Annotated in this window: 24 protein-coding genes and 1 tRNA gene; 14 read left to right on the forward strand and 11 right to left on the reverse strand. The window is 65.7% G+C overall.

What is annotated here, in order from left to right; genetic code table 11:
- The first annotated feature begins 196 nt into the window (after window positions 1–196).
- Genes C8J47_RS01775 through C8J47_RS01790 form a run of 4 tightly spaced genes read left to right on the forward strand, consistent with a single transcriptional unit; the run spans window position 197 to window position 2,072 of the window.
- On the forward strand, window positions 197–793 hold the full coding sequence (locus C8J47_RS01775; protein WP_121884201.1) for a sigma factor-like helix-turn-helix DNA-binding protein: 597 nt from the start codon (window positions 197–199) through the stop codon (window positions 791–793).
- 2 nt (window positions 794–795) lie between these two features.
- On the forward strand, window positions 796–1,155 hold the full coding sequence (locus C8J47_RS01780) for a hypothetical protein (protein ID WP_056052029.1): 360 nt from the start codon (window positions 796–798) through the stop codon (window positions 1,153–1,155).
- A 34-nt stretch (window positions 1,156–1,189) separates the two neighbouring features.
- Complete coding sequence (locus tag C8J47_RS01785; RefSeq protein WP_056052025.1) at window positions 1,190–1,648, forward strand: hypothetical protein; 459 nt, start codon at window positions 1,190–1,192, stop codon at window positions 1,646–1,648.
- A 22-nt stretch (window positions 1,649–1,670) separates the two neighbouring features.
- Window positions 1,671–2,072 (forward strand): transcriptional regulator, encoded by a 402-nt coding sequence (locus tag C8J47_RS01790; RefSeq protein ID WP_121884202.1) that lies wholly within the window; start codon window positions 1,671–1,673, stop codon window positions 2,070–2,072.
- Window positions 2,073–2,093: 21 nt separating this feature from the next.
- On the opposite strand, the gene C8J47_RS01795 is transcribed toward C8J47_RS01790, so the two are convergent.
- Window positions 2,094–2,167 (reverse strand) — tRNA-Gly (locus tag C8J47_RS01795).
- Window positions 2,168–2,322: 155 nt separating this feature from the next.
- On the opposite strand from C8J47_RS01795, the gene C8J47_RS01800 reads away from it, so the two are divergent.
- Window positions 2,323–3,597 (forward strand): isoprenylcysteine carboxylmethyltransferase family protein, encoded by a 1,275-nt coding sequence (locus C8J47_RS01800; protein WP_121884700.1) that lies wholly within the window; start codon window positions 2,323–2,325, stop codon window positions 3,595–3,597.
- A gap of 110 nt (window positions 3,598–3,707) precedes the next feature.
- Here the strand turns inward: C8J47_RS01800 and C8J47_RS01805 are convergent, their stop codons facing one another.
- The 3 genes from C8J47_RS01805 to C8J47_RS19070 form a co-directional block, all read right to left on the reverse strand.
- Complete coding sequence (locus tag C8J47_RS01805) at window positions 3,708–5,081, reverse strand: glutamate--cysteine ligase (RefSeq protein ID WP_121884203.1); 1,374 nt, start codon at window positions 5,079–5,081, stop codon at window positions 3,708–3,710.
- 85 nt (window positions 5,082–5,166) lie between these two features.
- Entirely contained in the window at window positions 5,167–5,907 is a 741-nt protein-coding gene (locus C8J47_RS01810; protein ID WP_121884204.1) for a 16S rRNA (uracil(1498)-N(3))-methyltransferase, read from the reverse strand.
- A gap of 239 nt (window positions 5,908–6,146) precedes the next feature.
- Entirely contained in the window at window positions 6,147–6,308 is a 162-nt protein-coding gene (locus C8J47_RS19070; RefSeq protein WP_183128991.1) for a hypothetical protein, read from the reverse strand.
- 82 nt (window positions 6,309–6,390) lie between these two features.
- On the opposite strand from C8J47_RS19070, the gene ubiA reads away from it, so the two are divergent.
- The 4 genes from ubiA (at window position 6,391) to C8J47_RS01830 (ending at window position 10,523) form a co-directional block, all read left to right on the forward strand.
- Complete coding sequence (ubiA, locus tag C8J47_RS01815; protein WP_121884205.1) at window positions 6,391–7,332, forward strand: 4-hydroxybenzoate octaprenyltransferase; 942 nt, start codon at window positions 6,391–6,393, stop codon at window positions 7,330–7,332.
- Window positions 7,333–7,341: 9 nt separating this feature from the next.
- Window positions 7,342–8,688 carry a TldD/PmbA family protein gene (locus C8J47_RS01820; protein ID WP_121884206.1) on the forward strand — a complete coding sequence of 449 codons (1,347 nt, stop codon included), beginning with the start codon at window positions 7,342–7,344 and terminating at the stop codon, window positions 8,686–8,688.
- A 43-nt stretch (window positions 8,689–8,731) separates the two neighbouring features.
- A complete protein-coding gene (locus C8J47_RS01825; protein WP_121884207.1) occupies window positions 8,732–9,496 on the forward strand; it encodes a 3'(2'),5'-bisphosphate nucleotidase CysQ in 765 nt (254 codons plus the stop codon).
- Window positions 9,497–9,797: 301 nt separating this feature from the next.
- Window positions 9,798–10,523 carry a hypothetical protein gene (locus tag C8J47_RS01830; protein ID WP_147454261.1) on the forward strand — a complete coding sequence of 242 codons (726 nt, stop codon included), beginning with the start codon at window positions 9,798–9,800 and terminating at the stop codon, window positions 10,521–10,523.
- A gap of 304 nt (window positions 10,524–10,827) precedes the next feature.
- Here C8J47_RS01830 and C8J47_RS01840 read toward each other — a convergent pair whose 3' ends face one another.
- Entirely contained in the window at window positions 10,828–11,535 is a 708-nt protein-coding gene (locus tag C8J47_RS01840; protein WP_121884210.1) for a hypothetical protein, read from the reverse strand.
- A 5-nt stretch (window positions 11,536–11,540) separates the two neighbouring features.
- Window positions 11,541–12,752 carry a toxic anion resistance protein gene (locus tag C8J47_RS01845; protein ID WP_121884211.1) on the reverse strand — a complete coding sequence of 404 codons (1,212 nt, stop codon included), beginning with the start codon at window positions 12,750–12,752 and terminating at the stop codon, window positions 11,541–11,543.
- A 151-nt stretch (window positions 12,753–12,903) separates the two neighbouring features.
- Here C8J47_RS01845 and C8J47_RS01850 point away from each other — a divergent pair, with 151 nt between their 5' ends.
- The 3 genes from C8J47_RS01850 (at window position 12,904) to typA (ending at window position 17,268) form a co-directional block, all read left to right on the forward strand.
- Window positions 12,904–13,917, forward strand: a complete 1,014-nt coding sequence (locus C8J47_RS01850; protein ID WP_121884212.1) for a zinc-binding alcohol dehydrogenase family protein — start codon at window positions 12,904–12,906, stop codon at window positions 13,915–13,917.
- 438 nt (window positions 13,918–14,355) lie between these two features.
- Entirely contained in the window at window positions 14,356–15,333 is a 978-nt protein-coding gene (locus tag C8J47_RS01855; protein ID WP_121884213.1) for a DUF2268 domain-containing putative Zn-dependent protease, read from the forward strand.
- Window positions 15,334–15,423: 90 nt separating this feature from the next.
- Window positions 15,424–17,268, forward strand: a complete 1,845-nt coding sequence (gene typA, locus C8J47_RS01860; RefSeq protein WP_121884214.1) for a translational GTPase TypA — start codon at window positions 15,424–15,426, stop codon at window positions 17,266–17,268.
- A gap of 469 nt (window positions 17,269–17,737) precedes the next feature.
- Here typA and C8J47_RS01870 read toward each other — a convergent pair whose 3' ends face one another.
- On the reverse strand, window positions 17,738–18,403 hold the full coding sequence (locus C8J47_RS01870; protein ID WP_121884216.1) for a L,D-transpeptidase family protein: 666 nt from the start codon (window positions 18,401–18,403) through the stop codon (window positions 17,738–17,740).
- 201 nt (window positions 18,404–18,604) lie between these two features.
- On the opposite strand from C8J47_RS01870, the gene C8J47_RS01875 reads away from it, so the two are divergent.
- Together C8J47_RS01875 and C8J47_RS01880 are read left to right on the forward strand one after the other, a co-directional pair.
- A complete protein-coding gene (locus C8J47_RS01875) occupies window positions 18,605–18,988 on the forward strand; it encodes a hypothetical protein (protein WP_056051987.1) in 384 nt (127 codons plus the stop codon).
- Between the two features lie 108 nt (window positions 18,989–19,096).
- The gene (locus C8J47_RS01880; RefSeq protein WP_121884217.1) at window positions 19,097–19,405 is read left to right on the forward strand and encodes a DUF3297 family protein; all 309 of its coding nucleotides are present in this window, start codon (window positions 19,097–19,099) and stop codon (window positions 19,403–19,405) included.
- Between the two features lie 120 nt (window positions 19,406–19,525).
- Here the strand turns inward: C8J47_RS01880 and C8J47_RS01885 are convergent, their stop codons facing one another.
- The 4 genes from C8J47_RS01885 to C8J47_RS01900 all read right to left on the reverse strand — a co-directional run bounded on the left by C8J47_RS01885 (window position 19,526) and on the right by C8J47_RS01900 (window position 25,012).
- Window positions 19,526–21,394 carry an ABC-F family ATP-binding cassette domain-containing protein gene (locus C8J47_RS01885; protein ID WP_121884218.1) on the reverse strand — a complete coding sequence of 623 codons (1,869 nt, stop codon included), beginning with the start codon at window positions 21,392–21,394 and terminating at the stop codon, window positions 19,526–19,528.
- A 325-nt stretch (window positions 21,395–21,719) separates the two neighbouring features.
- On the reverse strand, window positions 21,720–22,733 hold the full coding sequence (locus tag C8J47_RS01890; RefSeq protein ID WP_121884219.1) for a cell wall hydrolase: 1,014 nt from the start codon (window positions 22,731–22,733) through the stop codon (window positions 21,720–21,722).
- 309 nt (window positions 22,734–23,042) lie between these two features.
- Window positions 23,043–23,840, reverse strand: a complete 798-nt coding sequence (locus C8J47_RS01895) for a LytTR family DNA-binding domain-containing protein (RefSeq protein WP_031393111.1) — start codon at window positions 23,838–23,840, stop codon at window positions 23,043–23,045.
- A complete protein-coding gene (locus C8J47_RS01900; RefSeq protein ID WP_082470895.1) occupies window positions 23,837–25,012 on the reverse strand; it encodes a sensor histidine kinase in 1,176 nt (391 codons plus the stop codon). The genes C8J47_RS01895 and C8J47_RS01900 overlap by 4 nt, the downstream gene beginning before the upstream one ends.
- Between the last annotated feature and the right edge of the window lie 100 nt (window positions 25,013–25,112).

Here is a 25,112-nt window from a genome sequence, read left to right on the forward strand (position 1 = left end):
AAAGGGCCGGGGAGCGATCCCCGGCCCTTTGTGCGTCATCACAACAACTCGTACCCTTATCCCAGCATGTACCAAGCAACGGGACCGTTTCGGCCAGAACTTGACCAATACGTATACCATTCAGTTTCCCGAAACATCGTTCCGCATCGAACACTCGGCAGGTGCAACCGCGGCGCGATAGCGCTACTACGCGGATATGACCGGGGGACGCATCGATCAACTGACCGAAGCTCAGCGCGCCTGCTTGCGGCTGGTGCTGACGCATCACAATTCGAAGGAGATCGCGGCGATCTTCGGCGTCTCGCCATCGGCGATCGACAAGCGGATCGAGCGCGCGATCCAGATTCTCGGCGTCGGCACCCGGTTCGAGGCGGCGCGTCGGCTCCAGGAGCACGAGGGCGCGGACGGCAATGTCGTCACGCAGGAGCGCCCTGCGCCTGATGCGGCAGACCCGACCGATACACCCATTCTGACATACGAACGGTTCCCATCCGAACCAATCGACGTTCCCATCCCCCCATCCGCAGCCCCAAAGGTCGACCAGATCGAGCCATGGGGGCTCGTTCGCCGCTTCATGGGATTGTCCCAGCAGAGCGGGCCGATCGGCGCAGCGCGAAACCGGGTTTCGAGAGGCGACAGGATCGTCAGACTGATCGGACTCATGGGCCTGATCGCCATCACCTCGATGGCGCTCGTGAACATGGCGATGACGCTGACCAGCCTGTTGCGGGCGAACCGCGATCACGCTGCTCCGATACATGGCCCGTCAACGGCGGCGCCACGGGGGAGATAACGATGTTGAAAGAACGCCGCACCGCGACCGACGCGGTCACACAGCAATTCCTGAAGGCGGAAGCCGCGGTCGACGAGGCGGCCATGCTCGCCGCGTCGTGCGTGGCGACGCTGCTGCAACAGCGCGTCGCCGCCAACCTGCCGGTCGGCACCGGCGTCGCCGCCCTGCAGATGATCTCGCAGGCGTCGCTCGACATCATCAACGCCCGCCAGCGGTTCGTCGAAGCGCATCAGGCACTCGTCCAGGTGCGGACGGATATCGGGCTGGGCCAGTTCTACGGTTACGGCGATACCGCCCAATGCCCGCCCAACGAAGGCGCACTGCGCGCCGAGACGCCCCTGCGTTTGGCAGCGGTGGCCTGATTGGCCGATTTCGGTCCTGCTTCGGAGGCTAAAGTTGGATCGGGTCTGGATCTTCTATTCGATACAGCTGGCGGCTTCGGCCTACGCGATCCTTCGGGGTGGCGCACCGGAGCGGCTTACGGGTCTGGCACTGCTGCTTGCGGCAGTGTCGACCGGTATCGTCGAGCGCAACGTTCCTTCGCTGTTTTCGGGGTTGGAGCTGGGCGTCATGATCGTCGACCTGATGCTGCTTGCGGTGATGATCGGGATCACGCTGAGCGCCGATCGGTTCTGGCCGGCCTGGGTTACCGCGCTGCATGCGCTGGGCACCGGGGCGCATCTGGCCAGGGCGATCAGCCCCGACGTGATCCGGCTCGTCTACGCGCTGCTCTCCGCAGCCTGGAGTTATCCCATCGTTCTGCTTCTCGTGATCGGGACAGCCAGGCACTCGCGACGAATCCGGGCAAGGGGCTGGGATCTCGATTGGAGCCGCCAGGATCCGACGATGCGCTGAAGCGTAATCGGACACAGCGCACATGACCTACGCATCTTCCATCGTTTCCGGCATCGCGCTGAAACACAGCCCACTGCCTATCCTGCACGACCCGGCTCTGGTCGAGGTCGCGCGGCGTCTTTACGCCATGAGAAAGATCCGCGACGACCTGCTCGGCACCAGCCTGTTCTCCGAACCGGCATGGGATATCCTGCTCGACCTGTTCATCTCCGACGACGACGGCCTTCGGTTGAGCGTATCGGCAGTGTGCATCGGTGCGCGCGCACCCTCGGCGACGGCGCTGCGCTATCTGACGATTCTGCAGGATTCGGGGCTCGTGGAGCGAACGCGCGACGAACGCGACGGTCGCCGCTCCCACGTCCAGCTTACGACGCTCGGGCGCAGGCGGATGACGGGACTGCTTGCGCGCATGGTCGACGTATAAGCGTGCCGACATGAGGGATGCTGGAGCGGATGACGGGAATCGAACCCGTGTATTCAGCTTGGAAGGCTGCTGTACTACCATTGTACTACACCCGCTCGGCACGCCGTAGCGAAGCCCTGAACTAGCGTCGCCGCGCGGTCGGCGCAAGCACCCACATGGCAGCCTCCTGACAGTTACGCTGCGAGGCCTTGCCCGCCACGGGCCAGATGGTTCACGCGTTGCTTACCATTCCGCGCTACGGACGATGGCGATGGATCATGATGATGCGCTTTCCGCTCGACCCCAGCCCGATCCACGCCCGCGCTCCGCGGTCAGCGGCGGTGCGGGCCTTTGCGGCCTGATCGGCATCTTCGTCTGGCTGGGGATCGCCCGCTGGTATGGGTTGGACGGCCCCTATTCGGCCTTGGTCAACGTCGTCGCATGCGCGCTGCCGATGGTCGCTTGGTCGCTTATCGTCGACAAGGTCCACCGCAACGCGAGCACTGGGATCGACTGGTCCGCCCCGAGACCCTTGCGCACGACGCTCGACACGAGCCTGACCAAGCTCGCGGGACTGTGGGCGACATGGGCCGCGATCGCGGTCGTCTACGGAACCGTGCGCTCGTACTGGCAGGGTAATTTCGCGTTCGCGATGTGGTGCTTCACGAACGCCGCGCCGATCCTGTTCGTCGCGTCGATCCCCTATGTGCTCTGGATCGACCGCCATCTGATCGAACCGCGCGACGGCGCCTGGCACCTCGGCGGCTGGATGACCGGGCAGGCGGGTGTCGACCCCGAAGCGATCTACGGCCATCTCCGCGCCTGGGGGGTGAAGACGTTCTTCCTTGCCTTCATGCTGGCGATCGTCCCGCCGGGGTTCGCCAGCTTTGTGCGCGGCGACCTGCAGTCGGTGCTGCACGATCCCGTCGCGCTGGCGAACTGGCTGATCACCTTCATGTTCCTGATCGACGTGGCGTTCGCGACGGTTGGCTATATTCTGACGTTCCGCCCGCTCGATTCGCACATCCGCAGCGCTAATCCGTTCGCGGCGGCGTGGATGGCAGCGCTGATGTGCTACCCGCCGTTCATCCTGATGAACGAGGGCGGCCCGCTGGATTATCACCCCGGCACGTCGGATTGGGCGTACTGGTTCCAGGGGCATCCGGTTCTGCTCGCACTCGTCGGTGCAGTTCTGGTCGCGCTGACCGCGATCTATGCTTGGGCGACGATGGCGTTCGGCTTCCGCTTCTCCAACCTGACCAATCGCGGCATCCTGACGCACGGACCCTATGCGATCTCGCGCCATCCGGCGTATCTGTCGAAGAACCTGTTCTGGTGGATCTCGACGATCCCGATCCTGACCACCGGGAGCATCGTCGATGCGGCGAGGGCGACGCTGTTGCTGGCCGCCGTTGGAGGGGTGTATTTCTGGCGGGCGAAGACCGAGGAGCGGCATTTGAAGCTCGACCCCGACTATCGCGCCTATTTCGACTGGATGACGCGCAACGGTTTGGTGCCGCGGCTGTTCGCGAGGTTGCGCGGCTGATTCCCCTCCCGTTTACGGGAGGGGTTAGGGGAGGGGTTGACCTCGCCATCGGCTGAAACGTCCGCGGCCAAGCCCTCCCCCGACCCCTCCCGCGAACGGGAGGGGAGCAGTTAGAAGCTCGATTCGTCGTACACCTTCGAAACGTCGCCGCCCCAGACGCCGTGATACTTTTCGAGCAGCACTTCGGCCGGCACCTTGCCGCTCCGCACGATTTCACGCAGCGGATCGAGGAAACCCGTCTCGTTGTCGCCCGCGCGATTGAACCGCGCCCGCGCCGACAACCCGGCGCCGGCGATATCAAGCACCTGTCCCGCGATGTCGCGCAGCTTCCCGCCACCCGCGATCGGCGCGTTCAGCCCGAGCTTCGGCACAGCATCGCGGAGCGACTGGCGTTCGTCGATCGTCCAGTCCTTGACCAGATCCCACGCCGCATCGAGTGCACCCTGATCGTATAGCAATCCGACCCAAAGGGCTGGCAGCGCACAGATCCGGTTCCACGGCCCACCATCCGCACCGCGCATCTCGAGGAAGGTCTTCAACCGCACCTCGGGGAAGGCGGTCGACAGATGATCGGTCCAGTCGTCGAGCGTCGGCTTCTCGCCCGGCAGCACCGACAATTCACCCTTCAGGAAGTCGCGGAACGACAGCCCGGCGGCGTCGATATACTTGCCTTCGCGGTAGACGAAGTACATCGGCACATCGAGCGCATACTCGGCATAGCGCTCATAGCCGAAGCCATCCTCGAACACGAACGGCAGCATGCCGGTGCGGTGCGGATCGGTGTCCGACCAGATATGGCTGCGATACGACAGCATGCCGTTGGGCTTGCCTTCGGTGAACGGCGAGTTCGCGAACAGCGCGGTCGCGAGCGGCTGAAGTGCGAGCCCAACGCGGAATTTCTTCACCATGTCCGCCTCGGACGCGTAATCCAGGTTCACCTGAATCGTGCAAGTCCGCAGCATCATGTCGAGCCCCATGCTGCCGACGCGTGGCATGTGCCGCAGCATGATCGCATAACGCCCCTTGGGCATCGTCGGCAGTTCGGCACGCGTCTTGTCCGGCCACATGCCGAGCCCGAGGAAGCCGATGCCGAGCTTCTCGCCCGCGGCCTTCACCTGCTCCAGATGGCGCCCGGTCTCGGCGCAGGTCTCGTGCAACGAGTCGAGCGGCGCGCCCGAGAGCTCGAACTGGCCCGCGGGCTCCAGGCTGATGCTGCCGTCGGGCCCCGACATGGCGATGGCGTTGCCGCCCTCCATGACCGGCTTCCAGCCATATTGCTCCAGCTCGCCGAGCAGCGCGCGAATGCCGCTCGGCTCGTCATAGGACGGCGCGTGGTGATCGCCGTTCGCATAAACGAACTTCTCGTGCTCGGTGCCGATCCGCCACGCATCCTTCGGCTTCTCACCGCCCGCGAAGCTGGCGATCAACTGGTCGCGCGACTCGATCGTCGGGCTGGTCTTTTTCGGAGCGGGAATCGTCGTCATCGCCGCGCCTTACGCGCCGATGAACGAGGGTGCTAGAGGGGATTCGGACCAATCGGTAGCAATGTCTTCGTCGAGGTCGGGACGGCTACCAGTCGCCCGCCGCCGCCATCCACAAGGCAACGGCCGCGCCTGCCGCGGTTTCGGCGCGGAGGATGCGCGGCCCCAGTCCGATCCCGACCGCATTCGGGTGCGCGCGGATAGCCTCGCGTTCGTCTGCGTCGAAGCCACCCTCTGGCCCGATCAGGATTGCCGCCGATCCCGGTCTGGCTCGCATCGCTTCCAACGCCGGCACGCCGCCAGTCTCGTCGGCAAAAAACAGCGCGCGATCCACAGGCCAATCGCGGAGCAACGCGGCGAGCTTCACCGGCTCCGAAACCTCGGGCAGCGCGGTGCGCCCGCACTGCTCTGCCGCCTCGATCATCTGCGTGCGGAGGCGCTCGGTATTGGGCTTGTCGACGATCGTCCGCCGCGTGACCACCGGCACCAGCCGCGCAACGCCAAGCTCGCACGCCTTCTCCGCCATCCAGTCGATCCGGCCCTTCTTAAGCGGCGCGGCGCAGAGCCATAGGTCAGGCACGTCCTCGCGCGGGCGCAGCAATTCGGTGACGTCGAGCACCAGATCGCGCTTGCCGACGCTCGCCGCCACCCCGAGCCATTCCCCAGTCCGGTCGTCGAACAGCTTCACCGGATCGCCGATCTTCATCCGCATCACCCCGACGAGATAATGCGCCGCCGGCCCATCGACGTGAAGCGGACCGGGCGCGAGGAGGCGGTCGACGAAGAGGCGCGGCGTGGATTGCGGCGGCCAGGCTGGGGTTGCGGGCATGAGGACGCCTCTAGCAAATCCTCCCCGGCACGGGGAGGGGGACCAGCGCAGCTGGTGGAGGGGGGATTCCACAGGCATCACGCTAGCCTTCAGCGTCTTCCACAAGGGTTGCGGCCCGTGTCTCGCCCTCCGCCAGCATTACGTTCGTGGCGATCCCCCTCCACCCTTCGCCGATGGCGAACGGTCCCCCTCCCCGTGCCGGGGAGGATTCGAGGACGCGCCTCTGGGGAAAGGGGCGTTCACCGCTTTCGCCGCGCCCACATTTTTCGCGCGACCACGTACGCCAAGACCAGGATCACCACCCCGAGGATCAGCACCCCCGCGACCGCGCCGGCGACCCGAAAGATCCCCCAGAACAACGCCTCGACGAAGCGGCCGACCGCCACCGAAAGGCCAATCATGCTGGAGGGTCCGAACGCGTCACGCGCCCTCGGTACCCGGCAAAGGCTTGCGCGCCAAACCCCGTCTTCCTACGCCCCCATCATGCAGACCAAGCCGAGCCACGCGGAAATCGTCCCCGACAGCGAACACAAGGGCTTGGTCGGTCGCCTCCCGCCAACCCTCCGCGGCCTCGCGCTGCTAGCGCGGTTCGACCGCCCGATCGGCTGGTGGCTGCTGTTCTGGCCCGGCGCCTGGGGCGTCGCACTCGCCGGTGGCGCGGTCGAGCGCTGGGATATGATCCTGTGGCTCCTCCTCGGCAGCATCGCGATGCGCGGTGCAGGCTGCGTGTTCAACGACATCGTCGACCGAGACCTCGACGCGCAGGTCTCCCGCACCCGCGCCCGCCCGATCCCGAGCGGGCTCGTCTCGATCACGCTTGCCTGGGTCTGGCTCGTCGCGCTCTGCCTGATCGGGTTCGTCGTCCTCCTGCAACTCACCTTCTTCGCCGCGATCGTCGCGCTCGCCAGCCTGGCGCCGGTCGCCGCCTACCCGTTCATGAAGCGCATCACGTGGTGGCCGCAGGCGTGGCTCGGCATCGTCTTTTCCTGGGCGTTGCTGGTCGGCTGGAGCGACATCGCCGGCGCGCTCGAAACGCCGATGTGGCTGCTCTACGCCGGCTCGATCGCGTGGGTGATCGGCTACGACACGATCTACGCGCTGCAGGACCGCGAGGACGACGCGATGATCGGCATCCGCTCCTCCGCGCTCCGCATGGGCAGCCATGTGAAGGCCGGCGTCGGAATCTTCTACGTCGCCGCCGTCGCGTTATGGGCCGCAGCCTTCTGGCAAGTCCGCCCCGACCCGCTCGCGATCGCCGCGCTCGTCCCCGTCGCGCTCCAACTCGCGTGGCAGGTCGGTACCCTCAAGCCGAACACGCACGAAGGCGCCGGCGCTGCCGCGCTCGCCCGCTTCCGCGCGAACCGTTTCGCCGGACTGCTCATGTTCCTCGCCTGCGTGGTTGTCGGCACGAGCCTGCATCCTTAAGTCGCTGATATGCTGACCCCAGACCAAGCCCGCGACCGCGCCCACGACATCGTCCAGCGCGCGAGGGCGGCGGGCGCCGACGCCGCCGACGCGGTCTTCGCCGCCGATGCCGCGCTCGACGTGTCGATCCGCCTCGGCAAGCTCGAGGATATCGGCCGTTCCGAGAGCGAGGACCTCGGCCTGCGCGTGTTCGTCGGCCAGCGTTCCGCCAGCGTCTCCACCTCCGACCTGTCGACCGCCGCAATGGACGCGCTCGTCGAACGCGCGGTGGCGATGGCGCGCGAAGCCCCTGAAGACCCCTGGGCAGGTCTGGCTCCCGCCGATCGCCTGCTCCACGGCATCACCCCGATGCTCGGCCTCGACGACGGCGGCGAAGCCAGCCCCGAGCAGCTCCGCGACGCCGCGCTCGAAGCCGAAGACGCCGCCCGTGCCGTCCCCGGCGTTTCGAACAGCGAAGGCGGCGGCGCCAGCGCCTCGCGCAGCGTCTGGGCTTTGGCCACCAGCCACGGTTTCGCGGGCGCCTATGCCGCGACCGGCTACGGCGTGTCGGCCAGCGTGCTCGCAGGCGAAGGCGGCGGCATGCAGCGCGACTATGCACACAGCAGCGCCCGCCTCCGCGCACATCTCGAATCGCCCGAAGCGATCGGCCGCCGCGCCGGCGAGCAGGCCGTCGCGCGCCTCAACCCCGGTCGCCTTGTCAGCGGCCCCACGACGATCGTCTACGACCGTCGCGTCGGCGGATCGCTGGTCGGTCACATGCTCGGCGCGATCTCGGGGCAGGCGATCACGCGGAAAACCAGCTTCCTGCTCGATTCGCTCGGCAGCCAAGTCTTCGCGCACGGCATCACCATCCGCGACGATCCGCACCGCCCTCACGGCCTGCGCTCGCGCCCGTTCGACGGCGAAGGCCTGCCCGTCTCGCCGAGCGACATCATCGAGGACGGGATGCTCGAACGCTGGCTGCTCGATTCCGCCTCGGCGCGGCAACTCGGCCTCGAACCGACCGGCCATGCTGCGCGCGGTGTCGGCGGCGGGCCTGGCGTGTCGACGAGCAACGTCTTCATGGAACCGGGCCACGCACCCCTCGAAACGCTGATCGCCGACATCGAGTCGGGCGTCTACGTCACCGAACTGATGGGCGGCGGCGCGAACGGCGTGACCGGCGACTACAGCCGTGGCGCGGCGGGCTTCAGAATCGAGAACGGCCAGATCACCACGCCGGTCGCGGAGTTCACGATCGCGGGCAACGTCAAGGATATGTTCCTCGCGATGACCCCCGCCAACGACCTCGAATTCCGCTACGGCGTCAACGTGCCGACTCTCCGCGTGGAGGGCATGACGGTGGCGAGTGGCTGAGCGGTATCGAGGGCCGGAGAGGTCGCCGGCATGGCTGCGCGCTATGGCGGACGCGGTAGCCAAGATCGCCGCGGAGGCGGGCGCGATGGCGCTCGACCGCTTCGACACCGACTTCCAGCGCTGGGAAAAAACCCCCGGCAGCCCGGTCTGCGAACTCGACATCGCGATCGACCGCATGCTCAAGGCGCGGCTGTCGACGCTGCTCCCCGAGGCCGGCTGGCTCTCCGAGGAAACCGCCGACAACGCCGATCGCCTCGCGCACGATCTGCTCTGGGTGGTCGACCCGATCGACGGCACGCGCGACTATATCCGCGCAAGGCCCGGCTGGTGCGTCTCCGTCGCGCTGGTCGACCGCGGCAAGCCGGTGATCGGCATCCTCGAAGCGCCGTCCCGCGACGAGCGCTGGCACGCGGTGGCCGGGCAGGGCGCCACCCGCAACGGCGTGCCGCTAAAGGCCGGCAACCGCACCGACTTCCCCGGTAGCCGAACCCCCGTCGACGCCCTCCCCAAAGCCGACCGCGACCTCGTCATGGTCCACAAACCCAACTCGATCGCCCTGCGCATAGCCATGGTCGCCGCCGACGAAGCCGACCTCGTCGCCACGCTCCGCTGGGGCAACGAATGGGACATCGCCGCCGCTGTACTCGTCGCGAGCGAAGCCGGTGCGACGGTCAGCGATGCGCTGGGCGCGCCTTTCGTCTTCAACAAACCGCGCCCGCAGGCGTTCGGCGTATTGACGAGCGTGGCGGGAATCCACGCCGCAGCCGTAGAACGGCTGTACGATCGCGCTCGCGTGCAGTTGCAGTAGAGACTGCTTGGCCCCCCGCGCTGGCTGACGGACAAGGTTCAAAATTGGCCAATGTCGTTACCGCGAATGGACCGCCGGTTGACGCCACGTCGATGTATGCGTCTTATCCTGTGTTGTGGTCCTCTGATAACCGGAGCGGCGCCGGAGAGAAGATATGTCCTTGTCCGTGTCGATCGCGATTCTGCTCCAGGCGATAGCGCCTCAAGCTGCGAGCGAACCCGCTCCGGTCAAGCCTGACATCGTCGTCGAGGCGCGCAATGAGGCGGTAATCCGCGATTTCGTCAAGCGTCTGGCGGATCCCATGCCGACCCACCAGTTGCCGCGGTGGGATCGGCAAATCTGTACGGGGGTCATCGGCCTCGATGCCGCGCAGGCGCAGATGATGAATGACCGGATCGCGCAGATCGCTAATTCGGTCCATCTTCGAAGTGGCAAGCCAGGGTGCGCGCCGACGATCCTGATCGTGGTGTCGCCGCAGGCGGACGCGGTCGCCAAAAGGGTGGCGGACAAATATCCGATCACCTTGCGCAGGGAGGGATCGGCGCGTCTCGACCGTTTCCGTCAGCCAAAACAGCCGGTCCGGTGGATCGGCACGACATACGAGGGTGCGGCGACAAATGCGTCGTCGGCGTTGAATGGATATTTCAAGGATGGGGCACTGCCATCCGCTGCTTCGTCGGGTTTTACAGGCAGCGCGACACGGATCAACGAGATCACGCGCGGTATCGTGTCGTCCATGCTGGTGATTGTCGATCCTGCGCAGATAGGATCGGTCAAGCTGGATGCCCTGTCCGACTATGTGGCAATGGTGGCGCTCGCCCGACCGGGGCTCGGACGTCCCGCGCCGACGACATCGATCCTGTCGCTGTTCGCAGACGCGACCGTCGCGCCGAGGAGCATCACGCGTTTCGATCAGGACTATCTAAGCGGTCTATACACGACATCGCCCAATCATGACGCGTCGTGGCAGGCTTCGAGTATCGCGAGGAGCATGAAAACGACGAAAAAACAGGATGGGCCGAAATAACCTCCGCCGATGAGGCGATTATCTTGCTGCGTGTTCACCCCCTGCACGCGAACTTCAAGAATCAGCCTCACACTGCAGGCTCGGTTTGCCCCGACCACACGGTTTCCTCTCCGTTCGAAATTATGTTGGCGCCCCAGGCACGCGCTTGCCCTTTGTCCGGCTGGTCAGGTGGAATTGTAGGCAGCGGTCGCACCGATAGGCCCTGAGTGGTACGCGTCCGGTTTGCGCCACTAGGAGCGCGTCAGCTTCGGAGACGAAGCGTGCCTTCCTGCGACAGACGCTGAGCCGGGTACGTTTCACCGCCTCAATCCTTGTACTTCATCTCCAGGAACCGACCGCGAGTCGACAAATTGTCGAGGTCGCTCTGTGCGAGGCGGGCGGTCATCTCGCCGATTTCCTGTTCGATCAGCTTCAGGCCGTCGACCAGTTCGGCGTCGGGCGTGCGACCGTTACGCGGGGTGGTCCGGAGCGACGCCGGGACTTTCTCGTAATCCTTGACGAAGGCGGGGAGCTGTTCGCCGATTAGTTTCCGGACGTCGATGGCGTCCTGCGTGTTCGCGTCTAGCGTCGCGAGCTGCGGGGTCAGCGTTTCGAGGCGCAGGCCGATGCGGTCGACTAGCGTCATCGCCGGCGCGGGGAGGGCTGGGCGCTGCGCCTCCAGCCAGCGTTCGGTCTGCGCAGGGAGCGCTCGGATGTCGACCGCCGCGAGGCGCTCTGGCGTGGGCGCGCGTTCCGCAGGCCAGACCGCGAACAACACCGTGGCGGCGACCAGCAGCGCCATCACCAGCATCGCGCCGCCGATCCCGAGCGGGACGATCCAGCCGATCACCATCGCCGCGATCAGGATCGAGACGTCGGCGACCGCGATCCGGGTCAGCCGCTTGCCGATCGCCTGCGTCTGCCGAGCCCGTCCTCGCGATGGCGAGCGTGCGATGACGGCGCCCGTCCGGTCGTCGGAAATGCGCGACCAGGAGGCGCGGGCGCTGGCGATGGCGTCGTCGACTTCGCTCACGAGGGTTACATCGCCTCCAGCTTGAACGGGCTGGCGGAGGGTCCGCCAAGCTGGCCCTGCGTCGCCCCTTCAGCACGCGCGATATACCCGCGCGACTTGTCGACCTCGTTCGACAGCGCGCCGACCGTGACCTTCATCGAATCTAGCGCCTTCAGCTTGAAGACGTCGATCGCGTCCATCGTGTCGTAGATATTCTGGAACGCGCGTTGCAGCGTCTCCAGCGGGATCGTCGCCGACGCCGCCTGTTCGTGGATCTGCGCGGTCTGCGATTTGAGCAGCTTGCCGGTCGAATCGATGATGTTCGCGGTCGTCGTGTTGAGCGCGGTGATCTGCTCCAGCACCAGCTTCTGGTTGGTCAGCGCCTGCGCTACCGTCACCGCGGTGCGCAGCGCCGAGACGGTCGTGGTCGACGCGCGATCGACGCCCTTCACCAGCTCGACATTGTTCTTCTTGACCAGATCGAGCGCGAGATAGCCCTGCACGGTGACCGCCATCTGAGTCAGCAGATCCTGCGTGCGCTGGCGCGTGTAGAACAACGCGGTCTCGCGGATCGCCTTCGCCTTGGCAGGGTCGGTGTGGTCGAGGTCGTTCGCGACGTCCTCCAGCTTGGCGTCCATCGTCTTCGACAGATGGATCATCTGCTCGAGCCGGCCCATCGCCGCCCACAGGTTCGCGCGCTCGGTATCGATCGCGGCATTGTCCATCAGCAGCTCGTCCTTGCCCGAACCGAGGCTCTTCAGGATCTGCGCGATGTGCGTTTGCGACGACTTATAGCCGTCGAAATAATTGCGCATCTTGCCACCGAACGGGATGATCCCGAACAGCTTCTGCGGCGCGGTGAGGTTGCCCTTCTTGCCCGGATCGAGATCCTCGACGACGCGGCGCAGCTCGGCGAGATCCTTGCCGACGCCAGTCTCCTGATCCATCGCCTTGACCGGGCGATCGAGAAAGCGGTTCGACTGGCCGGCGGCGTCGCGGATTTCCTTCGCGCCCATTGCCGTGATCGCGTCGACCCGCTTGCCGAATTCGGGGGAGTTGACGTCCTGCGCGACGAGATCGGTAACGAAGCCCGACACGCGCTCCTCCAGCTGCGACTTCACACCGGCATCGACAGGCACCAGCCCGGACGCCTTCGCGGCCGCGACCGTGGGCACCGGATCGGGCGGGGTCAGCACCAGGCCCGGCTCTTCCGTCAGCGTGTTCGGGGTCGTCGCCATGCTTGTGTCTCCGTTCGGTGGGCATCGTGGCTGCAACCCGCCCTGCGTTCAAGTGGCGTATATAGATAATACACTTGGGCTTGCCAACAGCTCTCCTTGAAACCGGGCGCGCGCGTGGACAGCTTGTCGGCGACATCACAGGAGTTCCAGCATGCGCGCCATCGGCTATACCAAGTCGCTCCCGATCGACGATCCGCGGTCGCTCGTCGACCTCGATCTTCCCAAGCCCGAAGCGGCGGGGCGCGACCTGCTGGTCGAGGTCAAGGCGATTTCGGTCAACCCGGTCGACACCAAGATCCGCCAGCGTCGCGAAGATCCGGACGGCAAGCCGCAGGTGCTGGGCTGGGACGCATCGGGCGTCGTCGTCGCGGTTGGCCCGGACGTGACCGGGTTCAAGGTCGGCGATGAAGTCTTCTACGCGGGCGCGATCGACCGGCCGGGTACCAATTCGGAGTATCACCTCGTCGACGAGCGCATTGTCGGGCACAAGCCGGCATCGCTCGACTGGGCGCAGGCGGCGGCGCTGCCGCTGACCTCGGTCACCGCGTGGGAGACGCTGTTCGACCGGCTCGACGTGCGCAAGCCCGTTCCCGGCGCGGCGAACGCGATCCTGATCATCGGCGGGGCAGGCGGGGTCGGCTCGATAACGATCCAGCTCGCGCGGCAGCTTACCGACCTGACGGTGATCGCCACGGCGTCGCGCGACGAGACGCGCGGCTGGGTCGAGGAGCTCGGCGCGCATCACGTGATCGACCACCGCAAGCCGCTCGCCGCGCAGGTCGAGGCGCTGGGGCTGGGGGCTCCGGGGTTCGTGTTCTCGACCACGCATACCGACGAGCACATCGCCGAGATCGGCGAGCTGCTCGCGCCGCAGGGCCGGCTGGTGTTGATCGACGATCCGAAGACGCTCGACATCGTGCCGCTGAAGCAGAAGTCGATCTCGGTGCACTGGGAACTGATGTACACGCGCTCGCTGTTCCAGACCGCGGACATGGGCGAGCAGGGCAAGTTGCTCGATGAGGTCGCGCGGCTGGTGGATGCGGGGACGATCCGGACGACGCTCGCGGAGAATTTCGGGAAGATCGATGCGGCGAATTTGCGGAAGGCGCATGAGCGGATCGAGAGCCACACGGCCAAGGGGAAGATCGTGCTGGAGGGATTCTGATACCGCCCACGTCATCCCCGCGCAGGCGGGGATCCATACTGGCAGGCCTCGAGACAAAGTCGCCAGCCTCCTGAGAATATGGGTCCCCGCCTCCGCGGGGATGACCTGCAAGGGTGTGCAGCACCCCGGCGGAGACCGGGGCCCAGTTGGGGGACGTCGCTGACGGGTCGCGGCACGCCGTTATTGCCACCATTCCAACTGGGCCCCGGCCTCCGCCGGGGTGGGTAGGATAGAGAGTGGGGCGTTGCAGGTCGCCGCCACCTCACGATCCTCCCCCGCGAGGGGGAGGTGGCAGGCGTAGCCTGACGGAGGGGGCGGCAAGCGACCACGCTGGTTTCGTATCCTCCCCCTCCGTCCCCTTCGGCGACACCTCCCCCTGGCGGGGAGAATTGCATATCCGCTCTGGCGCCCCGACAAACACACGATACGCTACGTACCATGCTCCGCCCGCTGATCCTCGCGCTCGCCCTCCTCCCCGCGGCGGCCACGAATCGCCCTCCACCAGCCGACCCGCTCGCCGCCACGATCCACACCGAAGACGCCGACCGCTTCGCCGCGCTGTTCGCCAAGACCAAAGGCAAACCCACCACCGCGCAACTCAAACGCGACTATCTCGACAAGGGCAGTTTCGGCATCGGCGTCTTCACCCCCGGCCGGATCGTCGACGCGGACACGCTCGCGCGCGCCATCGCCGCCAGCCCCACCCGCTACGCGCAGGCGATCAAGACCTGCCTCCCCGCCGCCAAGACCGCCACCGCCGATCTCCGCGCGATCTATCTCGGTCTCCACGGCGCACTCCCCGACGTGAAGCTCCCGCAGGTCTATATAGTCTTCGGCGCGAACACGTCCGGTGGCACCGCGAAGCCGGGCGCCCAGGTACTCGGTCTCGAAGTCCTCTGCCGCATGTCGCCCACGCCCGAGAAACTCCGCCAGACGCTCCGCCATTTCTTCGCACACGAGACGGTGCATTCCTTCCAGCAGGACGCCGGCATGACGCTCGCCCGCGACCCGCTGCTCACCGCGATCCTCGTCGAGGGCGCCGCCGACTTCATCGCGCAACTCGTTACCGGCGAGGAGCCCGACGCCGCCCGTGCGACCTGGGCTACCCCTCGCGAGGCGGAACTCTGGCGCCAGATGCAGGTCGACATCGCGCTCACCCGCAAGCTCACCGACAAGGACGACCCCGAGGACGGCTCGCCCGAAGCCAAGGCGTACGCCCGCTGGATCGGCAACTACTCCACGCCGCCCGCCGGCTGGCCACCCGAACTCGGCTATTGGATGGGGCTGCGGATCTGGCAGCGTTACTATGCCGCCGCCCCCGACAAACGCGCCGCGCTGAGGGCAATGCTGGCGGTCCGCGATCCTCGTGCTATTCTCGCCGCCGGAACATACAAGCGCCGCGGAGGTTCCCTCTAAAGGCGACGAAATGCCGCTGCATCTTCCCGCGGCGCAACAATTACGCTATGGCGCGCGCCAACCCCGTTCCTCGATCAAGAGAATACATTCATGAGCCTCCGCAACGTGGCGATCATTGCGCACGTCGATCACGGCAAGACGACGCTGGTCGACCAGCTCTTCCGCCAGTCCGGCACCTTCCGCGACAACCAGCGCGTCGAAGAGCGCGCAATGGATTCGAACGACCTCGAAAAAGAGCGTGGCATCACCATTCTCGCCAAGCCGACCTCGGTCGACTGGACCCCTCCCGGCGAATCCGAGAGCATCCGCATCAACATCGTCGACACGCCCGGCCACGCCGATTTCGGCGGCGAAGTCGAGCGCATCCTGTCGATGGTCGACGGCGTCGTCCTGCTGGTCGATTCGTCGGAAGGCGCGATGCCGCAGACCAAGTTCGTCACCGGCAAGGCGCTGGCGCTCGGCCTGAAGCCGATCGTCGTCGTCAACAAGGTCGATCGCAACGACGCGCGCATCCAGGAAGTGCTCGACGAAGTGTTCGATCTGTTCGTGTCGCTCGACGCCAACGACGACCAGCTCGACTTCCCCGTGCTCTACGCATCGGGTCGCAACGGCTATGCCTCGACCGACATGGACGCGCGCGAAGGCACGCTGATCCCGATGTTCGAGACGATCGTGAAGCACGTGCCGCCGCCCGCCGTGGAAGTCGCCGGCGTGCCGTTCACCTTCCTCGTCACGCTGCTCGATCGCGATCCGTTCCTCGGCCGCGTCCTCACCGGTCGCGTCAATTCGGGTACCGTGAAGACCAACCAGCCGATCCACGCACTCGATAACGACGGCAAGATCATCGAGACCGGTCGTGCGTCCAAGATCATGTCGTTCCGTGGTCTCGAGCGCGTTCCCGTCGACGAAGCCAAGGCCGGCGACATCATCTCGCTGGCAGGTCTCTCGGTCGCTACGGTTGCCGATACGATCGCCGACATCACGGTGACCGAGCCGCTGCACGCGCAGCCGATCGATCCCCCCACGCTGTCGATGCGTTTTGCCGTGAACGATTCGCCGATGGCGGGCCGCGAGGGCTCCAAGGTGACGTCGCGCATGATCCGCGAGCGCCTGTTCCGCGAAGCCGAGTCGAACGTCGCCGTGAAGGTGACCGAGGCGGCCGACAAGGACAGCTTCGAAGTCGCCGGTCGCGGCGAGCTTCAGCTCGGCGTGCTGATCGAGACGATGCGTCGCGAAGGCTTCGAGCTGGGCATCTCGCGTCCGCGCGTGCTGTTCGGCGAGGACGAGAACGGCAAGAAAACCGAGCCGTACGAGACCGTCATCATCGACGTCGACGAAGAGCATTCGGGCACCGTCGTCGAGAAGATGAACACGCGTAAGGCCGAGCTGACCGACATGCGTCCGTCGACCGGCGGCAAGACCCGCATCACCTTCTCGGCACCGTCGCGCGGGATGATCGGCTATCATGGCGAATTCCTGTCCGACACGCGCGGCACGGGGATCATGAACCGGCTGTTCGAGAAGTACGGTCCGCACAAGGGCGCGATCGAGGGCCGCAAGAACGGCGTGCTGATCTCGAACGGTTCGGGCGAGGCGAACAACTACGCACTGGGTCCGCTCGAAGAGCGCGGCATCCTGTTCGTGGGCCACGGCGAGGCGCTCTATGAGGGCATGATCGTCGGCGAGAACGCCAAGCCGGACGACCTCGAGGTCAACCCGATGAAGACCAAGGCGCTGACCAACTTCCGTGCGTCGGGCGGCAAGGACGACCAGGTCCGCCTGTCCCCGCCGAAGCGCGCGACGCTGGAGCAGGCGATCGCGTACATCGACGACGACGAGATGGTCGAAGTCACGCCGAAGTCGATCCGCCTGCGCAAGCGCTTCCTGGATGCGAACGAGCGCAAGCGGGCGAGCCGGGCTAAGCAGAGCGCGTAAGCCTGACACGGCGAAGCCGGCCAAGCTTACAAGCTCGGCCGGCCTCGCTCAGGCGAGGTCCGACGACGCGGCTTTGCCGTGTCGCGCTGGCCAGGAAATTAAGAAGGGCCGGGGGGAAACCTCCGGCCCTTTTCTGTTTGCTTGGCCCGACCCGATCACCCAGCCACGCGCCGTCATTCCCGCGGAGGCGGGAACCCATACTGGCTAGCCTAGCGAGTAAAGTGCAGACGTCAGAGGATATGGATCCCCGCCTACGCGGGGATGACGGACGTTGGTGGTGGTGGGTGGGAAGGGCGGCACGAAGCAGCAGTCAACGCGGTAGCGATCATGCGCGCTACCGTCATCCTGACGAAAGTCAGGATCCAGAGCCACGAAGGTCGCCAGCCGTCACTCTGGATCCTGACTTTCGTCAGGATGACGGAGTGGACGATCCGCGGCATCCCGCGCGCTACCGCCGAAAACCGCCCCCTCAAGCAGCAGTAATCCGCCCACCTCGCGCCAACATCTCCCCACTCGTAACGATCACCTGATCCCCAAGCTTAACCTGCTCGAAAATCAGCTTCGCAAACGCAGTCGGCACCCCAACGCAGCCATGCGTCGCATACTTCCCATCCATCAACGCGCTGCCATGGATCGAAACCCCATCATTGGTCAGTCGCATCATGTACGGCATCGGCGCCCCGTACAGGTTCGACACATGATGCGCGTCCTTCTGCGTGATCTTGAACACGCCGAGCGGAGTCGGCTTCTCGTCCGCGCCGTAGATCACCGCCGCCGTCCCGATCTCGTACCCGCCGCGAAAGATCGACAAGGTCTGCGCCACCAGATCGATCGTGATCACGATCGGCCCCTCTGGCACGCCCTCCGTATCCCAGTAATACGCGCCATGCCGCAGAGGCTCGGGAACGTTCAGCACCCGCTTGACGACATACGCGTCGGCCGGCTCCTCGGCAGCGACGGCAACCGGCTTCGGCGCCGCTTTCGCAACCGGCTCAGCGACCTGGGCCACCCGCGCAGGCGCCTCGACCGCCCGCACCCTCACCGGCGACCCGGACAAGGCCAGCCCACCGATCAGCACCGCACTCCCGCCGAGCACGGCAAAGGCGATCGCTCGCGTCGTCATCATCCTGCGCATCGCAGCACCCTATCCGATATTCGTGAACAATACCCAGCCGGGCCGAGAGCCTGTGTCCTCGACCGGGACTCCAGCTATACCGTGGGTTAACAACCCGTTCCGAACCGGTTCAGACCGAATCGCCTAAATCCTGAAACACGGTCGGACACTTATGCGTTTGTCCCAAGCGGACCGGGCGTAACTAGTAACGGAGTTCGGAAGATGAACGGGTTTTTCAAGAAGGCGGGTTTGGGCGTCGCTTTGGCGGCTACGGCACTCACTGCCGCCGCGCCGGCCGATGCACAGCGCTGGGGTGGGTATGGCCGGGGCTACGGCGGCGGCTGGGGCGGCTATCACCATCGTGGCGGCGGCAATGTCGCGGGCGCAGCGGTGCTCGGCGGTATCCTCGGCCTCGGCGTCGGCGCAGCGATCGCCAGCAGCAACCGGCCGCGCTATTACGACCGCGGCTATTACGACGCGCCCCCGCCGCCCCCGCGGGTCTATTACGAGGCACCGGTGGCGACCTATTATGCGCCGCGGTGCTGGAACGAATGGCGGGTCGACCCCTATTATGGCGACCGGGTTTCGGTGCGGGTCTGCAACTGATCCGATCACGAGATCGACAGGCGGCGTCGGGAGCAATCCCGGCGCCGCTTTTTCGTCGGGTGCCTTTTTTGTGGCGTGAAGCCAGTGCTTGCCGCTAGACGCGCGACCATGACCGATACGCCCAACACCCCCGAGACCGAAGCCGCCGCCACCGGCGATACCCCTCCCGATCGCCTGTCGATCAACCAGCGCAGTCCGTTCTTCCAGCAGGACCTGCTCGAACGCGGTATCGGCATCCGCTTCAAGGACAAGGTCCGCCACGACGTCGAGGAATATTGCATCTCGGAAGGCTGGATCCGAGTCGCGCTCGGCAAGAAGGTCGACCGCAACGGCAACCCGCTGACGCTGAAGCTGGTCGGCCCGGTCGAGGCCTGGTTCGAACGTCCGGCAGCAGACGCGGACACCGACGAGGGCTGAGCCCACGTGCATCTACCCTGACCTATCTCGTCATCCTGGGCTCGACCCAGGATCCAGAGTTACAGGCGCCACCGTCTGTAACTCTGGATCCTGACTTTCGTCAGGATGACGGGGTGAAGGCTAAGCCGCCACGCCCTCCAGCGCCTCGCTAGCCTCGAGCCACTTCGCCTCGCTGGCCTCAAGCTTCGCATGCACCTCGGCGCGACGCTTGCTCAGATCCCCCATCGACATCCGCGAGAACCGCGGCTCCGCAGTCGCCGGATCGACCATCGCGCGATCCAGAGCATTACGCTCCTTGGTGAACTTCGCGGTCTGCTCCTCGATCTCGCGCAGCGCCTTCCGCAGGGCCGCATCGTTGCTCTTCGCCTCGGCCGCAGCCTTCTTGCCGGCCTTCTTGTCCGCCTTCGACGCGGCGTCGCCCTTGCCGCCATCGCCCTTCAGGACGAACGCGATGTAATCGTCGAGGCTGCCGTCGAATTCCTTCGCCGTCCCGTCATCGACCAGCACCAGCCGATCCGCGGTCAGTTCCAGCATATGCCGGTCATGGCTGACCAGTACGACAGCGCCGGTATACGCGTTCAGCGCCTGCACGAGCGCCTCACGCGCATCGACGTCCAGATGGTTGGTCGGCTCATCGAGGATCAGCAGATGCGGCGCATCGCGCGTGATCAGCGCCAGCGCCAGACGCGCACGCTCGCCGCCCGACAGCTTGCCGACCCGCGTCGTCGCCTTGTCGCCCGAGAACCCGAACCGCCCCAATTGCGCGCGCACCGCGGCCGGAGTCGCGCCCTTCATCAGATGCGACATATGCTCGATCGGCGAATCGGTCGGATCGAGTTCCTCGACCTGATACTGGGTGAAATACCCGACCTTCATCTTGCCCGACGACGACATCTCGCCGTCCATCGGTGTCAGCTGCGCCGCCAGCAGCCGCGCGAGCGTGGTCTTGCCGTTGCCGTTGCGCCCGAGCAGCGCGACCCGGTCGTCGGGATCGAGCCGCATGTTGAGCCGCTTCAGGATCGGCACGTCGGCATAGCCCACGGTCGCCATGTCGAGCGTGATCAGTGGCGGGCGCAGTTCGGTCGGGTTGGGGAAGCCGAACGACAGCGTCGGATCGTTGTAGCTCTCGGCGATCGGCTGCATCTTCGACAGCATCTTCTGCCGCGACTGCGCCTGCTTGGCCGTAGAAGCGCGAGCCGAATTCTTGGCGATATATTCCTGCAGCTTCTCGCGCTGCACCGCCTGGTTGGCGCGCGCCGCCTCGATCTGCGCCAAGCGCTCGGCACGCTGCCGCTCGAACGCGTCATAGCCGCCCGGATACAGCGTGATCTTGCCGCCCTGCAGATGCAGGATGTGATCGACCACATTGTTCAGGAAATCGCGCTCGTGGCTGACCACCACGATCGTCGCCTTGTAGCCCTTGAGGAAGTCCTCCAGCCACATCACCGCTTCGAGATCGAGATGGTTCGAAGGCTCGTCGAGCAGCAGCAGATCCGGCTGCGAGAACAGCAGCGCGGCAAGCGCGACGCGCATCTTCCAGCCACCCGAGAAGCTGTCGAGCGTCCGCGCCTGCATGTCCTCGTCGAAGCCGAGCCCGAGCAGGATCTGCGCGGCGCGTGCCGGCGCGGTGTAGGCGTCGATCGCGATCAGCCGCTCGTACACGTCGCCGAGCCGGTCGGGATCCTCGCTCGTCTCGCTCTCGATCATCAGCGCGGCGCGCTCCAGATCGGCTTCGAGCACGGTCTCGAACGGGGTCTTCACGCCGTGCGGCGCTTCCTGCGCGAGGTAGCCGATCCGCGCGCCCTTCGGCATGTCGGCCGAGCCGTCGTCGGGCTCCAGCTGCCCTGCGATCACGCGCACCATCGTCGACTTGCCCGCGCCGTTGCGCCCGATCAGCCCGACGCGCGAGCCCGGCGGCAACGCGGCGGTGGCGCCATCGAGGATAACGCGTCCGCCCAGGCGCACCGTGATATTGTTCAGGTTCAGCATGCGCGTCCCGTTAGCAGATGCAGCATGGTTTTGCGAGGGGAGGGGTAGGGGCGACGATCGAGCGGTGAGCGACCGATCGAAAGTAGCTGTTCCCCCGCGAAGGCGGGGGCCAGGATCACTAATGCCACCGCCCGATACCTTGTTCCCCCGCCTCCGCGGGGGAACAAGAAGGGGCAGTGCCGCCACCAAAACTATCCCGCATTACTCCCACCCCGGCGAAGGCCGGGGCCCAAGTGGAAAGGTGGTCGTAACGGAGCGCCATCCGCCGTTAGCAACGTTCCCCAGTTGGGCCCCGGCCTCCGCCGGGGTGGTATCCTGGGAGTGGTTAGGTTTCGTCTGAAACGACCGCGTCGCCCCCGGTGCCACTGCCGATCATCGCAGAAGCCCGCCCACCAACATGAATCCGCACCCCCGAAACTAGCCGCGTCTGAACAATCGCCGCGCCCGCCATCGTCGAGCCAGAACGCAGCGCCCCCCGGTGCACCGTCACCCCATGCAGCGCATCGGCCGGCTCCGCACCCGAGTCCGCAACGTCGTCCCGATTGCCATAATGCACCGAAACCCCAGCAACCTGCGCCGCGACCGCCGTCACGCCACCACCGGAAAAGCCATCACCCCGAACCCCAGGCTCCACCCCAGCATAAGCCTGCCGAAACGTCAGCGCCCGCTCCAGCGCCCCCTGCCAGCGATAGAACACGTGCGCCCCAACCGTAGTGATGCGGGCAAGACTAGACGCCCACCACGGCAAAATGCTCGTCGTATGAAACGACGTCGCCGCCCCGACCGGCGCATACACGCTCCCACCAAGCGCCGCGCTCGCAACCGCCCGCGCGCGATCCCAAGCCCCCGACTCGCGCGCCCGGTTCATCGAGCCGTCGCACGTAAAGCTGAACTGGCACCCGGTCCGCCGCTCGGCCCCCTGATACACGACCCCACACACGCTGTTCGGAAAGGCCCGGTCGCGCACGCGGTTCAACACCACCTGAGCCACAGCCCGCTGCCCATCCTCCGACTGCGACCGCGCCTCGTAATACACCGCCGCCGTCAGGCACTCGGCCGCGCGGCTCGCATCGTCGACTGAGTTCGAAGTCAGAAACGGCGGCGCGACGAAAGCTGCCGCAGCCGCAAACGATGCATCAGGCGCGGCCGTCGCGATCTTTGCGGAGATGTCGTCCGGCACATGCAACGCCATCCGGCTCAGCAAGGCGCGCGAGTTCCGCTCCGGCTGGACCCGAGCGATCGCCGCCGGCCGATCCGCCGGCACGCACGACGTCGCCATCACCAACGCAGGCAGGCTGATCAGCGCATGCGGATAAAGGCCGTAACCCGACGTCTTCATCCCCCCGCTCTAGGCCGCGGGGTTTAGGGACTGGTTAATGGCCACGGGAAACGGGGGAAGCGCCCGCTAAGGGAGCGCACCCCTGTCATCCCGACGAAAGTCGGGACCTCGATCGGCAAGGACGGACGTGGAAGGGCGCGCTCCCGAAAGCTCGCCCCGACCAAACCCCGGGCGTGCGTAATCCTGACGAAAGTCAGGATCCAGAGTAACGGGCGATGCCCTCAATGGCTCTGGATCCTGACTTTCGTCAGGATGACGGGAAGTGGCGGGGTGACGGGACGTGGGGCGCGGTCACGCCCCCGCCTCACCTCAGTGAACGAATCGCGCGACCACATCACGATACGACCGCGAAACCTTCACGCTCGCCCCGGAATTCAGCACCAGGAAACATTCCCCATTCGTATGCGGCTTCACCTGCTTCACCAAATCCAAATTCACGATCGTCGACCGATGCACCCGCTGGAACCGCCGCGGATCGAGCCGCTTCTCCAGATCCTTCATGGTCTCGCGCAAAATCAGCGTATTATCGCCGGTATAGATGCACATGTAATCGCCGGCCGCATCGATCCGCTCGATCGTGTCGACATCGACGCGGAAGATCTGCCCGCGATCCTTGATGTTGATGAGCTTCTCGAACCGGTTCGCCGACACCGCGTCCCCATCCGGCATGTCCGCCGCCGCATCCGGCGCGACATCGGCCAGCACTTCGCGCAACCGATCGACTTCCTCGACCCCGCGCTTTTCGCTCAAACGCTGCCGAACCCGCTCGATCGTATCGGCCAGCCGCGATTCCTCGACCGGCTTCATCAGATAATCGACCGCTTGAGCCTCGAACGCACGCAACGCATGGTCCGAATACGCGGTGACGAACACGAACAACGGCGGCTCGACTTCCATCAGCCCCTGCACGACGGAGAACCCGTCGAACCCCGGCATCTGGATATCGAGGAAGACCAGGTCGGGCTTGTGCGTCTTGATCGCGCGGATAGCCTCGCGGCCGTTCGAGCATTTTTCGATGATCTCGACGTCTTCATGGGCCTGGAGTCGGAGTTCCAGCCCCTGGATCGCCAGCGGCTCGTCGTCGACGAGAATGGTACGGATGGTCATGAGGCCTCTCTGTTCACGTCTTCCAGCTGATACGGTATCTCGATTTCCACCGAGAAGCCGCCAGCCGGCGTGGAGCGGGTTTCGAAACGGTGGTCGGGCCCATATGCCTGAGCCAACCTGTCTCTAATATTAGCGAGCCCCACGCCGGTCGAATGGCTTGAACCGATCCGGCCCTCGATCAAGCCCGGACCGGTATCGGATACGGCGATCTGCACGCGTTCCCCGGCGAGCCGCACTTCGACGCAGATTTCGGCACCTTCCTCCTGCGGCGTGACGGCATATTTGATCGCGTTTTCGACCAGCGGTTGCAGCAGCAGCGAGGGCAGGCGGGCGCGTTCGGCGCGCGGATCGATCTCGAACTTCGGTCGCATCCGATCCTCGAAGCGCATCTTCTCGATCTCCAGATACAGCTTCAGCTGGTCCACCTCCTGCGCCACGGTAACATGCGCGGTCGGCTCGTTCGCCAGCGTATAGCGCAGGAACGACGACAGTCGGCTCAGCATCGCGTTCGCCCGCTCGGTCTGCTTGAGCAGCACCAGCGTCGAGATCGAGTTCAGCGTGTTGAACAGGAAGTGTGGGTTGAGCTGATAGCGCAGCATCGCCAGCTGCGCCGACGACGCCTGGTTCTCGAGATGCTCCATCTGGTCGATCTGCTGCTCGACGATCAGATAGAAGTTGATCCCGAAATACAGCGCGGACCACCCGAACAGCACCGTGAAGGTGATGTAGATCGACACCAGCAACCGGCCCAGCGTCACCCCCGGCGTCGCGCTCGCGATGAACGAGAAGGTGAACGCGTCGAGCACCGCGTACAGGAAGGTGGCCGCGGCGAGCGTCGCGATCGTCAGGAATATCGCCACAAGGCGCGGCAACCCGCGATACATCCCGTAGAAGGTCGAGAGCAGCAGCGTGATGCAATAGCCGAGGATCGCCTCGACGATCACCGGGATCACGACATCGAGCGTCACGCCGTTCGAGATCGACACGACGCCGCGCAGCAGCAGGTATCCGCTCCACCCGACCGCCTGCAACGTCCAGAACGCGCGGCTTTTATTCTCGAAGAACGGCCGCGCGGTGAAGGGCAGCGATCGGGTGCCACGCACGGATCCGGCCGCGCTCGATCCGTGCGTGCTGGGTGCGGTCGGCGGGGCAGGAACGGGAAGCGTAGCCATGATGGCATCGGCTCTTACACGCCGAGCCTAGCCCACGCAAAACCAAGTCTTGGGCCGGCAACCGATCTTCCGCGCGGTCTTAACCTGTGGCGACTTGCGA

The organism is Sphingomonas sp. PP-F2F-G114-C0414 (genome assembly GCF_003688595.1).
Taxonomy (GTDB): domain Bacteria; phylum Pseudomonadota; class Alphaproteobacteria; order Sphingomonadales; family Sphingomonadaceae; genus Sphingomonas.